The 12,668-nt window shown below is 71.6% G+C and carries 12 protein-coding genes and 1 pseudogene; 3 read left to right on the top strand and 10 right to left on the bottom strand.

What is annotated here, in order from left to right:
* Positions 1–42: 42 nt before the first annotated feature.
* The 4 genes from NYF13_RS12360 to nucS form a co-directional block, all read right to left on the bottom strand.
* Positions 43–1,038: a hypothetical protein gene (locus tag NYF13_RS12360; RefSeq protein ID WP_315656415.1), complete on the bottom strand. Its 996-nt coding sequence runs from the start codon at positions 1,036–1,038 to the stop codon at positions 43–45.
* 47 nt (positions 1,039–1,085) lie between these two features.
* Complete coding sequence (locus tag NYF13_RS12355; RefSeq protein ID WP_315656414.1) at positions 1,086–1,376, bottom strand: hypothetical protein; 291 nt, start codon at positions 1,374–1,376, stop codon at positions 1,086–1,088.
* 9 nt (positions 1,377–1,385) lie between these two features.
* On the bottom strand, positions 1,386–3,083 hold the full coding sequence (locus tag NYF13_RS12350) for a sodium:solute symporter family protein (RefSeq protein WP_315656413.1): 1,698 nt from the start codon (positions 3,081–3,083) through the stop codon (positions 1,386–1,388).
* A gap of 228 nt (positions 3,084–3,311) precedes the next feature.
* Positions 3,312–3,971 (bottom strand): endonuclease NucS, encoded by a 660-nt coding sequence (gene nucS / locus NYF13_RS12345; protein ID WP_315656412.1) that lies wholly within the window; start codon positions 3,969–3,971, stop codon positions 3,312–3,314.
* A gap of 37 nt (positions 3,972–4,008) precedes the next feature.
* On the opposite strand from nucS, the gene NYF13_RS12340 reads away from it, so the two are divergent.
* Complete coding sequence (locus NYF13_RS12340; protein WP_315656411.1) at positions 4,009–4,548, top strand: NUDIX hydrolase; 540 nt, start codon at positions 4,009–4,011, stop codon at positions 4,546–4,548.
* Positions 4,549–4,623: 75 nt separating this feature from the next.
* On the opposite strand, the gene NYF13_RS12335 is transcribed toward NYF13_RS12340, so the two are convergent.
* Together NYF13_RS12335 and NYF13_RS12330 are read right to left on the bottom strand one after the other, a co-directional pair.
* Positions 4,624–5,397 carry an enoyl-CoA hydratase-related protein gene (locus tag NYF13_RS12335; protein WP_315656409.1) on the bottom strand — a complete coding sequence of 258 codons (774 nt, stop codon included), beginning with the start codon at positions 5,395–5,397 and terminating at the stop codon, positions 4,624–4,626.
* A 23-nt stretch (positions 5,398–5,420) separates the two neighbouring features.
* Complete coding sequence (locus tag NYF13_RS12330; RefSeq protein WP_315657324.1) at positions 5,421–6,368, bottom strand: helix-turn-helix domain-containing protein; 948 nt, start codon at positions 6,366–6,368, stop codon at positions 5,421–5,423.
* A gap of 70 nt (positions 6,369–6,438) precedes the next feature.
* Between NYF13_RS12330 and NYF13_RS12325 the strand changes: the two genes are divergently transcribed.
* Positions 6,439–6,990, top strand: coding sequence for a cysteine hydrolase family protein (locus NYF13_RS12325; RefSeq protein WP_315656407.1), 552 nt, complete (start codon positions 6,439–6,441; stop codon positions 6,988–6,990).
* Here NYF13_RS12325 and NYF13_RS12320 read toward each other — a convergent pair.
* A complete protein-coding gene (locus NYF13_RS12320; protein ID WP_315656406.1) occupies positions 6,987–9,008 on the bottom strand; it encodes a protein meaA in 2,022 nt (673 codons plus the stop codon). The two genes, NYF13_RS12325 and NYF13_RS12320, sit on opposite strands and share 4 nt — an antisense overlap.
* 222 nt (positions 9,009–9,230) lie before the next feature.
* Here NYF13_RS12320 and NYF13_RS12315 point away from each other — a divergent pair, with 222 nt between their 5' ends.
* On the top strand, positions 9,231–9,857 hold the full coding sequence (locus tag NYF13_RS12315) for a LysE family translocator (protein WP_315656405.1): 627 nt from the start codon (positions 9,231–9,233) through the stop codon (positions 9,855–9,857).
* 215 nt (positions 9,858–10,072) lie between these two features.
* Here NYF13_RS12315 and NYF13_RS12310 read toward each other — a convergent pair whose 3' ends face one another.
* The 3 genes and pseudogenes from NYF13_RS12310 to murA form a co-directional block, all read right to left on the bottom strand.
* The gene (locus NYF13_RS12310) at positions 10,073–10,807 is read right to left on the bottom strand and encodes an ergot alkaloid biosynthesis protein (protein WP_315656404.1); all 735 of its coding nucleotides are present in this window, start codon (positions 10,805–10,807) and stop codon (positions 10,073–10,075) included.
* A pseudogene (locus NYF13_RS12305) lies at positions 10,800–11,237 on the bottom strand (nuclear transport factor 2 family protein); the annotation flags it as partial. The pseudogene NYF13_RS12305 and the gene NYF13_RS12310, both read right to left, overlap by 8 nt.
* A gap of 128 nt (positions 11,238–11,365) precedes the next feature.
* Positions 11,366–12,640: a UDP-N-acetylglucosamine 1-carboxyvinyltransferase gene (gene murA / locus NYF13_RS12300; protein WP_315656403.1), complete on the bottom strand. Its 1,275-nt coding sequence runs from the start codon at positions 12,638–12,640 to the stop codon at positions 11,366–11,368.
* Positions 12,641–12,668 lie beyond the last annotated feature (28 nt).

Below are 12,668 nucleotides of genomic sequence, written 5' to 3'. Positions count from 1 at the left end.
GCGCCCCCAACCTAGCCGCCCGCGACCGTCCACCGCCAAGGCTCAGGGCCGCGGCAGCTTCGGCGCGAGCTGCCGGGCCAGCCCGACCGCCTTGCCGCACGGGTCGTCCTGGTCCGGCCGGGCGTCGTAGTTCGTGTACCGAAGCTGGGCCACCTCGACGCGGTCGTCCAGCCAGGGCCGGTGCTGCCACTGCACCTGGCAGTCGGAGCGGCCCGACGGGTCCAGCTTCCGGAACGCCTGGTTCGGGGTGCCCACGTCGGCCTTGAGCCAGCCGTCGCCCTCCAGCGGCGGGCCGGCGGGGTAGAACAACACGGTCACGCTCGCCCCGGTGCCCCAGGTGCAGCTGTGCAGCGAAACCGCGTGGGCCTTGGCCCCCTTGACCACGGTGCCCACCGCGTCCTCGGACAGCACCGCGCACGGGTCGGCGTCGATCAGGGAGCCCTGGGCTTCGGCGTACTTCTGCGGGGCGGAGTGCAGCTTCTGCACGGCCGCCGCGAGCAGCGTGCGACCGGCCCGGCACGGGTCGCCGCCCTGGTAGTCGATGGCCAGGGAGAGGCCGAGATCGGGATCACGCGAGGTGAGCGCGCTGAGGGTGCAGGAGTCGTCGCTGCCGGTGTTCTCGACCTGCGGCAGACCGCCGACCTGGCCGTTGCCCTTCGAGGAGGCGAAGCTGACCAGGCCGCCGAGCTGGACGTCGACCGAGATCTCCTTGCCACCCGGGTCCTTCACCTTGGCCCGGCAGTCGTCGAACCGGACGGTGGACGGCACCGGGTCACCGTCGGGCGTGCCGAGCGCCGCCAGCGATGCCCGGTCCACGAACTGGCAGGGCAGCACCGGGCGCAGCGCGGCGGCCGCGACCGCCGGGTCGGTGATCGGCCCCGAAGAAGCCGAAGAGTCCCCGCTCGCCGCGGGGACCGTCGTGCGGGCGAAGTTCTCCTTGCCCAGGTCCGGGCCGCCGCAGGCGGACACCGTCAGGACTCCCGCCGCGACCAGCGCGGACAGCTTCGGGAACCGGCCGCGCCGGCGCTCGTGCACCACGCGGAGCACGGTAGCCGCCACCGGCGCGGCCTGTCCGGACAACCCGGTTATTCGACCGGCGCCGGTGGCTCGGCGATGTTCTCGGCCGGCTGCGCCTCCGGCGGGACCACGACCGGGCGCACCAGCGCCCAGGCCACGAAGATCGCCGTGACCACGAGCAGGCCGATACCGGCCCACAGGTTGATGTTCACCCCGGCGGCCTTGTCCAGGTCCGCCTGGGAGGTGAAGGCCGCGCCCATCACCGTCAGCACCACGCCGTACACGCCGGTCAGCAACGCGATGATCAACCGGATGTCGAAGGCGCCCGCCTTGCGCGGCCGCGAGGACTGGTCAGTCATTCCGACCTCCTAGAAGATGACGTTGAGGGCGACGGTCAGGACGAACACGATGCCGGCCAGCAGGGCGGGCTTGCGGTACCAGCCCGAGTTCTCGCCGGTGTCGTCGTGCTTCAGTGACTTGCGCGGGGTCAGCGAGTAGACCAGGCCGACCAGCTCGCTGTCCGGCTTGGGCCGGGTGACCAGCGAGACGCCGACGCTGATCACGATGTCCACCACGAAGGCGGTACCGGCGGCCACGAAGCTGATGCCCTGCCCGGTCAGGCCGATGATCCCGGCCTTCGACAGGCCCCAGATCAGGATCGCGGACACCGTGCCCGCCACCAGCCCGATCCAGCCCGCGCTGGCCGTCATCCGCTTCCAGAACATGCCGAGGATGAAGGTGGCGAACAGCGGCGCGTTGAAGAAGGAGAACAGGTCCTGCAGGTAGCTCAGGATGTTGCCCGAGTTCGACGCGATGAACGCGGTGCCGATGGCCAGGATCGTGCCGGCCGCGGTGACGATGCGCCCGAGCCGCAGGTAGTAGCCGTCCGGCTTGTCCTTCTTCACGTACGACTGCCAGATGTCGTAGGTGAAGACCGAGTTGAACGCGCTCAGGTTGGCCGCCATGCCGGCCATGAACGAGGCGAGCAGACCGGCGATGGCGATGCCGAGCATGCCGTTGGGCAGCAGGTCGCGCATCAGCAGCAGCAGGGCGTTGTTGAACGTGACGCCGCTCGGCGCGTCGCCGCCCTGGAGCAGGATCCCCTTGTCGTGCAGGTACTCCGGCACGGTGACCGCGGCGATCATGCCGGGGATGATCACGATGAACGGGACGAGCATCTTCGGGAACGCGCCGATGATCGGCGTGCGCCGCGCGGCCGACATGCTCTTCGAAGCCATGGCCCGCTGGACCTCGACGAAGTTCGTGGTCCAGTAGCCGAAGGACAGCACGAAGCCGAGGCCGAAGATGATGCCCAGCACCGAAAGGAAGTTGTTGCCGAAGCCGGTCAGGTTGTCACCGGGCCAGGAGTGCAGCTGTGCCGTGCCGCCCGGGCTGCCGGTGACCTTGTCGACCAGGCCCTGCCAGCCGCCGACCTTCACCAGGCCGACGATGGTCAGCGGCAGCAGCGCCACGACGATCACGAAGAACTGGAGCACCTCGTTGTAGATCGCCGCGGACAGCCCGCCGAGCGCGGTGTAGGAGAGCACGATCACCGCCGCGACGACGATCGAGATCCACAGGTCCCAGCCCAGCAGCAGCTTCACCACGCTGGCCAGCAGGAACAGGTTCGCCCCGGCGATCAGGATCTGCGCGGCGGCGAAGCTGATGCCGTTGACCAGGTGCGCGACGTTGCCGAACCGGCGGCGCATGAACTCCGGGACGCTGCGCACCTTGGAGCCGTAGTAGAACGGCATCATGACCAGACCGAGGAACAGCATCGCCGGGATGGCGCCGATCCAGAAGTAGTGCACGGTCGGCAGTCCGTACTGGGCGCCGTTGGCCGACATGCCCATCACCTCGACCGCGCCGAGGTTCGCCGAGATGAACGCCAGCCCGGTCACCCAGGCCGGTAGCGATCGTCCGGAGAGGAAGAAGTCGAGACTGCTCGACACCTGCCTTCTGGCCAGATAGCCGATGCCGAGCACCAGCACGAAATAGAACGCCAACTCGATGTAGTCGATTGCACTAGCGTCGAGTCGCAGGTTCGCGTCGGCAAGGACGTGCACCCGACCCACCTCCGAATCAAACAATTTCCCACAGGAACCACCACGTTCCTGCCAGGCGGGACAGTACTGCATGGATTCAGGCTCGGCACCACGACGTGGCGGTTTTAGCCCGGAAGGCCCGCCCAGCACGGGGCAAGAGGGGCAAAAGAGGCTCCGGAGCGGGGGCGCACGGGGGCTCAGGCGGATCACCGGCGGCGCGGGCCGGGGGCCGGAATCCGCCGGCCCGGCTCAGAACAGCCGGAACTCGTCGGACTCGATGCCGCGCAGCGCGTCGTAGTCGAGGGTCAGGCAGCGGATGCCGCGGTCCTCGGCCAGGGTGCGGGCCTGGGGCTTGATGATCTGCGCGGCGAACACGCCCTGCACCGGGGCCAGCCGCGGGTCGCGGTTGAGCAGTTCGAGGTAGCGGGTCAGCTGTTCCACGCCGTCGATTTCGCCGCGGCGCTTGATCTCGACGGCGACGCTGCCGCCGTCGGAGTCGCGGGCCATGATGTCGACCGGGCCGATGGCGGTGGGGAACTCGCGGCGCACCAGGGTGTAGCCGTCGCCGAGGGTCTTGATGTGCTCGGCCAGCAGTTCCTGGAGGTGGGCCTCCACGCCGTCCTTCTGCAACCCCGGTTCGGCGCCCAACTCCTGGGCGTAGTCGTGGTAGATCTCCTCGATCGAGATCACCAGCTTCTCGCCCTGCTTGTTCTCGACGATCCACAGCTTGCCGTCGGCGATCAGCCAGCAGGGCGGGCTCATCCAGTTCAGCGGCTTGTAGGCGCGGTCGTCCGAGTGGACGGACACGGAGCCGTCGGACTTGACGAGCAGCAGCCGGGTGGCCATCGGCAGGTGGGCGGTCAGACGGCCGGCGTAGTCGACCTGGCAGCGAGCGATCACGAGACGCACCCGCCGAGGGTAGGGCAGCCTCGGCGATACTGGGCGAGTGGACCCCATTCAGCGTGTCGCGACCCGCGAGGTGTACCGGAACAACTGGATGACGGTGCGGGAGGACGCCATCCGCCGCCCCGACGGCAGCGCGGGCATCTACGGCGTGATCGACAAACCGACTTACGCGCTGATCATCCCCCTGGACGGCGACCGGGTGCACCTGGTCGGGCAGTTCCGCTACCCGGTGGGGGCGCGGCGCTGGGAGTTCCCGCAGGGCACCGCCCCCGATCTCGCCGAGGTGCCCCCGGCCGAGCTGGCCCGGCGCGAACTGCGCGAGGAGACCGGGCTGCGCGCGGGCACGATCACCGAGATCGGCCTCCTGGAGGTCGCCCCCGGGCTGACCAGCCAGCGCGGCCACGTCTACCTCGCCACCGACCTGACCGAGGGCGAGCCGGAGCGGGAGCCGGAGGAGCAGGACATGACCACGGCGTGGTTCGCCCGGGACGAGGTGGAGAAGATGATCGCCACCGGCGGGATCATGGACGCGCAGAGCATCGCGGCTTACGCGCTTCTGCTGTTGCACGAGCGGCGCTGACCCGGGAGTGCCCGAGCGGATCGAGGGCGGGGTGAGCGCCACGACCAGCCGGGCCCCGGACGGGTTCCGCCCCGTTCAGTCCGGCCACCGCGCGGCGCGCTTCTCCAGGAAGGCCGCCATTCCCTCCCGCGCGCCGGGCAGCTGCGACGCCGAAGCCATCACCTCGACCGCCAAGGCGTAGGCGTCGGCTTCCGGGCGGTCGAGCTGGGCGTACAGGGTCGCCTTGCCCATGGCCTTGCCGGCGCGGCTGCCCCGGGTGGCGCGGGCGAGCAGTTCCGCCACCGCGTCGTCCAGGGCCTCGTCCGGCGCGACGCGGTTGACCAGGCCCCAGTCGAGGGCGGTGGCCGCGTCCACGACGTCGCCGGTGAGGGCCAGCTCCATCAGGCGCTTGCGGCCGATCGAGCGGGCGACCGGGACGGCGGGGGTGTGGCAGAACCAGCCGCCCTTGCCGCCCGGGAGGGCGAAGCCCGCGGACGCCGCGGCGACGGCCAGGTCGCACGAGGCCACGAGCTGGCAGCCCGCCGCGGTCGCCAGTCCGTGCACCCGCGCGATCACCACCTGCGGGACCGACTGCATCGTCTGCATCAGGTCGGTGCACAGCGTCAGCAGCGCGCGCACGCCCATCAGGTCGCGGGAGGCGACGTCGCCGAAGTCGTGGCCCGCGGAGAACACCGGACCGGCGCCGGCGAGCACGATGCCCGTCGCGCCGGTCTCGCCCGCCGCGCGGAAGGCCGCGAGCAGTTCGCGCAGGTGGTCGGCGGACAGCGAATTGCGCCGGGCCGCCCGGTTCATGGTGACGGTGATCGTGTCGCCGTCCTCGTCCACGAGGATGTGCTCGTACTCGCCCATGCCCCGACCGTAACCCCGCGGCCTCAGGAACGGAACGTGCGCCGGTAGGAGTCCGGGGCCACGCCGACCTCCGCGCGCAGGCGGCGCCGCAGGTTCGCGGCCGTGCCGAGCCCGGACCGCTGCGCGACCCGCTCCACCGGCAGCTCCGTGGTCTCCAGCAGCCGCTGCGCGTAGCGGACGCGCTGCCCGCGCAGCCAGCGCCCGGGCGTCACCCCGGTGGCCGCGGCGAAATCGCGGTGGAACGTGCGCGGGCTCATCCCGGCGTGCGCCACCAGATCGTCCACGCCGATGTCCTCCCCCAGCCGGGCCAGGGCCCAGTCCATAGTGGACGAAAGACCGGGCCGGGAGGCCGGGGCCGGCGCCGGGTTCTCGACGTACTGCCGCTGCCCGCCCGCCCGCGCGGGCGGCATCACCAGCCGCCGGGCCAGGCGGGCCGCGACCTCCGCGCCGTGGTCGCGGCGGACCAGGTACAGGCACAGGTCGAGGCCGCCGACCACGCCCGCCGAGGTGAGCACCCGGCCGGACTCCGTGTACAGCACGTCGCCCTGCACCTCGGCGGACGGCACGGCGGCGGCCAGCGCGTCCAGGTCACGCCAGTGCGTGGTCGCCGGGCGGCCGTCCAGCAGACCGGCCGCGGCCAGCGTGAACGCGCCGGAACACAGCCCGGCCACGGTCGCGCCCGCCCGGTGCGCCCGGCGCAACGCCGCCCGGGCCGAGGCCGGCACGTCCGCTCCCGGATCGCTGCGGCCGGGCGCGAGCACGAGGTCGCAGCCGTCCAGCCCGGCCAGCCCGTGCGTGGCCGCGACCTCGCCGAACGGCGAGACCGGCGTGCGTCCGCGCCCCGCCGCGCACAGCCGCACGGAGAACGGGCCGATCCCGCTGCCGGTGCGGTCCTGGGCCCACACCTCGGCGATCACGGCGAGGTCGAACATCCGGCTGCCCGGCAGGAGCAGCACCCCGATCGTGCGCATGGCGGAAAAGTATCGCATCGCGCGCCTTCTGCCACTGCCCGCGAGACCGGCCGGGCGCCAGGATCTCCGTATGACCGCACTCATCCTGATCGATGTCCAGCGAGGGTTCGACGAGCCGGGCTTCTGGGGCCCGCGCAACAACCCCGGCGCCGAGGCGAACCTGAAGGCGCTGCTCGAGGCGTGGCAGGAGCGCCGGCTGCCCGTGGTCCTGGTGCACCACGACTCGGTGGAGCCGGGCTCGCCGCTGCGCCCGGGCCAGCCCGGGCACGACTTCAAGCCCGAACTCGACGGCGCCCGCCCCGACCTGGTGTTCGGCAAGAAGGTGAACTCGGCCTTCATCGGCGACGTCGACCTCGACGCCTGGCTCAGGACCCGCGGCATCACCGGCTTCGTGCTCGCCGGCATCCAGACCAACTTCTGCTGCGAGACCACCGCCCGCATGGGGGGCAACCTCGGCTACGACGTCACCTTCGCCCTCGATGCCACCTACACCTTCGACCTGCCGGGCCTGGACGGCGACGTGGTGACCGCCGACGAGCTCTACCGCGTGACCGCGGCGAACCTGGCCGGCCAGTTCGCCACGGTCAGGTCAACGAAGGACATCCTGACCGGACTGGACTAGCCGGCCAGGCCGTGCCGCTCGCGGACCAGGTCGACGATGCCCGCCATGATCCCGGTCAGCTCGTAGTCCTTCGGCGTGAACACGCGGGCGATGCCGCGCCCGGTGAGCAGCGCGGCGTCGTCCGGCGGGATGATGCCGCCGACGATCACCGGGATGTCGGCGGCGCCCGCGGCCCGCAACCCGTCGACCACCAGCGGCACGACCTCCAGGTGCGAGCCGGACAGCACCGACAGCCCGACCACGTGCACGCCCTCCTGCACCGCGGCCGCGACGATCTGGTCCGGGGTCAGCCGGATGCCCTGGTAGACCACCTCGAACCCGGCGTCGCGGGCCCGGACGGCGACCTGCTCGGCGCCGTTGGAGTGCCCGTCCAGACCGGGTTTGCCGACCAGGATCCGCAGCCGCTCGCCCAGTTCCGCCTCGGTGGCCCGGATCCGGGCGCGCACGCGCTCCAGCTCCGGATCACCCGTCCCGGCCGCCGGGGCGGCGGAAACGCCCGTCGGCGCGCGGTATTCGCCGAACACCTCGCGCAGGGCGCCGGACCACTCGCCGGTGGTCACGCCGGCGCGGGCACAGTCCACAGTGGCCTCGAACAGATTGCCCGAGGTCGCGGCTTTCGCCTTCAGCGCCGCCAAAGAAGCGTCGACGGCGTCTTGCTCGCGGTGCGCCCGCCAGCTCTCGATGGCCGACACCGCAGCCTTCTCGACGGCCGGGTCGATCGTCTCGATCGCTTTGAGCCCCTCGGCCTGCAACGGCGAAGGCTCGCTGGTGTCGAACTTGTTCACGCCCACCAGCACCCGCTCGCCGTTCTCCATCCCGCGCCGGTAGTCGGCGAGCGAGGTGACCAGCTGCGACTTCATGTACCCGCTTTCGACGGCCGCGACCGCGCCGCCGAGGTCCTGCACCCGCGCGATCTCCTCGCGGGCACCGGCCATGATCTCGTCCACTTTGGCCTGGACCACGTGCGAGCCGTCGAAGAGGTCTTCGTACTCCAGCAGATCGGTCTCGAACGCGAGCACCTGCTGCATCCGCAGCGCCCACTGCTGGTCCCACGGCCGCGGCAGGCCCAGCGCCTCGTTCCAGGCCGGGAGCTGGATCGCCCGCGCCCGCGAACCGCGCGAAAGCGCGACGGCCAGCATCTCCAGCACGATCCGCTGGACGTTGTTCTCCGGCTGCGCCTCGGTCAGCCCCAGCGAGTTCACCTGCACGCCGTAGCGCAGCCGCCGCGCCTTCGGATCCTCGACGCCGTAGCGGTCCCGTGTCAGCTCGTCCCACAGCGCGGTGAACGCGCGCATCTTGCACATCTCTTCGACGAACCGCACACCGGCGTTGACGAAGAACGAGATCCGCGCGACGACCGCCGCCATGTCGGACGGCTCCACCTGACCGGAGTCGCGTACGGCGTCGAGCACGGCGATGGCGGTGCACAGCGCGTACGCGACTTCCTGCGTCGGCGTCGCGCCGGCTTCCTGGAGGTGGTAGCTGCAGATGTTGATCGGGTTCCACTTGGGCACGTGGCGGACGGTCCACGCGATCATGTCGGTGATCAGCCGCAGGCTCGGCCCGGGCGGGAAGATGTAGGTGCCGCGGGACAGGTACTCCTTGATGATGTCGTTCTGCGTGGTGCCGGTGAGCTTCGCGAGCACCTCGTCCACGTCGCGGCCTTCGGCTTCGGCCTGCTCGCGCGCGACCGAGACGTACAACGCGAGCAGCCACATCGCGGGCGCGTTGATGGTCATCGAGGTGTTGGCCTCGGCCAGCGGGATACCGTCGAACAGGCGCCGCATGTCACCGATGTTCGAGACCGGGACGCCGACCTTGCCGACCTCACCGCGCGCGAGCACGTGGTCGGGGTCGTAGCCGGTCTGCGTGGGCAGGTCGAAGGCGACCGAGAGGCCGGTCTGCCCCTTCGCGAGGTTGCGGCGGTACAGCTCGTTGGACGCGGAGGCCGAGGAGTGCCCGGCGTAAGTGCGCATCACCCAGGGCCGATCGCGCTCGTGGTCGGATGGGTACGGCACGGGCCACCTCCGGCATCGGGTCCGCCGATTGTACCCACCAGTAACATCCGCCGGGCAGTGCGATCGAACACGTACGGGTGCCGGTTTCCTGCGGGGTTCGCGCCGTTCGAACGCCTCCGGACCCCGCGCGAACCGGTGTTCAGGACGGCCGTCCTGGAAAACCGGCCACCAGCCCGATGCGGCCCTGGCCCTGCAGCCCCGGCCGCGGTTACCGTGCCGGTCATGACGTGGGGTGTGTACGGCGGGTTCCTCGCCATGATGATGCTGCTCGCCGCCGCGCCGGGACCGGACAGCATGGTGGTGCTGAAGAACGCGCTGTCCGGCGGCGCCCGCGGTGGCGCTTGGGCTTGCTCCGGCATCGCCGTGGCGAACTTCCTGCAGGGCAGCGCCGCCGCGCTCGGGCTGGGCGCGGTGATCACCGGCTCGCGGCCGGTGTTCGAGACCGTGAGGTGGCTGGGCGTGGCCTACTTGGGTTACCTCGGCTTCCAGGCCCTGCGCGGCGCCTGGCGTGGCGACCACCAGGTCTGGCTCGACGCCCGGCGTCGGCGGCAGACGCCGTTCCACCGCTGGCGCGAGGGCTTCCTGTCCAACCTCACCAACCCGAAGGTGCTGGTGCTGTACCTCTCGGTGCTGCCCCAGTTCCTGGTGCCGGGCGTCACCACCACCGGCGACGCGCTGCTGCTGGCCTACACCGTGGCCGCCGTCGGCGTGGTGTGGCAGGTGCTGCTGCTCCTGTTCGTGCACCGGGTCCGCGGCTGGCTGGACCGGCGCCGGGTGCGCCGCACCCTCGACGCCGTCACCGGGACCGTGCTGATCGGCTTCGGCGCCGCGCTGGCGTTGGAGGGCTGAGCACCACGGCCGCCTGGAGCGGGCCCGGTGAACTGCTGCCGAGCGAGGAACCGTTGGGCCGCAGGGCTTTCCGGGTGGGCTTCACCAACCGTGGGCACCTTCCGCCGCGCATTCGGCCACCGCGCCGTCCGCGCCCGGACGCTAGCCGAGCTCTTCGTTCGCGAAGGTGCGGAAGTCGCGGGCCGGACGGCCGGTCACGCGCTCGACGGTGCCGGTCACGCGGTCCTCGGAGCCCTCCCGGATGTCGTCGTCCATCGCCGCCAGCACTTGCGCGAACTCCGCGGGGAGGCCGGCTTCGGTGTGCCGCGCCGCGAGTTCGGCCGGGCTGACCGCGCGGTGGGTGACGGGATGGCCGAGCCGTTCCGCCACGATCGCCGCGGCTTCGGCGTAGCTGAGGCCGCGGGTCCGGTGAGCACGTGTTCGGTGCTGTGCGGTTCGGCGTCGGTCAGCGCGTGGACGGCGACCGCGGCGATGTCGGTGGCGTCCACGAACCCGACGCGAGCCTCCCCGGTCGCCGTCACGATCTCGCCCCTTCGCGCCTGCTGGGCCAGCACGTGCTCACCGGTGAAGTTCTGCATGAACCACGACGGCCGCAGGATCGCCCAGCCCGGCGGCCGCCGCACCAGTCCGTGCAGTTCGCCGAGACCGGGTGTGGTGTCGTCCACCGCCGACGAGCTGAGCAGCACCACCCGGGCGGCCGGCGCGGCCGTGAGGAACGGCTCGACCAGCGGCCGCGGTTCGGCCACCCCGATCGGGGCGACCAGGTAGACGGCGGTGACCCTGTCGAGCGCCTCGGCGTGGGTCGCGCGGTCGGCCCAGTCGAACCGGACCTGCCCGGGGCGCGTCGGCCGCCGGGTCGCGGCCCGGGCCGGGATCCCGAGCCGGCGCAACTGCCGGAGCACCCGCCCGCCGGTGGTCCCGGTCGAGCCGAGCACCAGCACCTCAGGCATCCCGGCCCCCGGCGAACGCGGTGAGCAGCCGGTCGGCGCCGCCCAGGGCCTCGGCCGCGGCGAGCGGGCTCCAGTAGTCGCGGTAGTGGCGGATTTGGCCGTCACGGACGGTCAGGACCGCGACGTAACCGAGCTGGTAGGGCTTCCCGCTCGCGACCACCACCCCGGCCACCTCGAACTCGACCACGGAAACCTCGGGGTCGGTCGTCTCGTGCCGGGTCTTCGCGATGATCTCACGGATGTCCAGCAGGTCCGGGTAGCCCCGCAGGTATTCGGCGATCGCCGCGCGGCCCTCCAGCCGGCGCGGGTACCCGGGCGAGGCGAACGGGAACTCCAGCACCCCGTCCTCGGCCCACAGGTCCGCGAACCCGGCCATGTCGTGGGCGAGCAACCGCTCCAGGGCACGATCCACGAGGTGCATGACTTCCTCCCGTCTCCGTCGGGACGATACTGAACCGTCCCGACGAAAACGGTACGCGAGAGGAGGCGGGAGTGTCCACTAGCGAAAGGCAGGCGCTGCGGCGGAGCGCCTACGTCCGATCTGGGCCCGAGGCCCGGCTAGGCGCGTTCCGGCTCGCCGGCCACGCGGTCGATGCGGGCGCCCAGGCGGTTCAGGTTCTCGACGAAGTGCGGATAACCGCGGTCGATGTGGAAGACGTCCCAGACCTCGGTGACCCCGTCCGCGCAGAGGCCGGCCAGGACCAGGCCCGCGCCGGCGCGGATGTCGGAGGCCCAGACCGGGGCGCTGGAAAGGCGCTCGACCCCGCGGACGACCGCGTGGTGGCCGTCCGTGCGGGCGTCGCCGGAGAGGCGGATCATCTCCTCGATGAAGCGGAACCGGGCCTCGTAGACGTTCTCCGTGATCATCGAGGTGCCCTCGGACACCGCGGAGAGCGCGACCGCGAACGGCTGCAGGTCGGTGGCGAAGCCGGGGTAGGGCAAGGTCACCCAGTCGACCGCCTTCGGGCGCTCGGGCTGGACGATCCGGAAGCCCTTCTCGTCGAACGTGGTCACGTCCGCACCGCCCAGGCGCAGCTTGTCCAGCACCAGGTCCAGGTGGTGCGGGTTGACCCCGCGCACGGTCAGGTCGCCCCGGGTCATGGCGGCGGCGAACGCCCAGGTCGCCCCCACGATCCGGTCGCCGATCACCCGGTGCCGGGTCGGCTGGAGCTGCTCGACGCCGTGCACCGTGAGCGTCGACGTGCCGGCCCCCTCGATCTTGGCCCCCATCTCGACCAGCATCTCGCAGATGTTGATGATCTCCGGCTCGCGCGCGGCGTTGTCGATCACCGTGGTGCCCTCGGCCAGCACCGCGGCCATCAGGATGTTCTCGGTCGCGCCGACGCTCGGGAAGTCCAGCCAGATCTGCGCGCCGACCAGCGTCTCCGCCCGGGCCACCACGCAGCCGTGCTCGATGGTGCTGGTGGCGCCCAGCTTGCGCAGGCCGTTCTGGTGCATGTCCAGCGGCCGCGAGCCGATCGCGTCACCGCCGGGCAGCGCGACCACGGCCTGCTTCAGCCGCCCGACCAGCGGACCGAGCACGCAGACCGAGGCCCGCAGCTTGCCCATGGCCGGCGAGTCCGCGCGGTGCGACAACTCGGCCGGGGTGGTGATGGTCGCCGTGTCGCCCTCGATCACCACCTCGCAGCCCACGCTGCGCAGGACATCACCCATCAGCGGGACGTCCAGGATCTGCGGGCAGTTGGTGATGGTGGTCGTGCCCTCGGCCAGCAGGGCCGCCGCCATCAGCTTCAGCACGCTGTTCTTGGCTCCGACCACGTCGACCTCGCCGACCAGCCGTGCCCCGCCGTGCACGTCGAAGTGCTCGCTCATGGCCGCCAATCATGCCCTCCGGTCCAGT

Source organism: Amycolatopsis sp. PS_44_ISF1 (genome assembly GCF_032335455.1).
GTDB lineage: Bacteria > Actinomycetota > Actinomycetes > Mycobacteriales > Pseudonocardiaceae > Amycolatopsis.
Note: the sequence above shows the minus strand (reverse complement) of the source record. Positions and strands in the feature narration are given on the sequence as shown.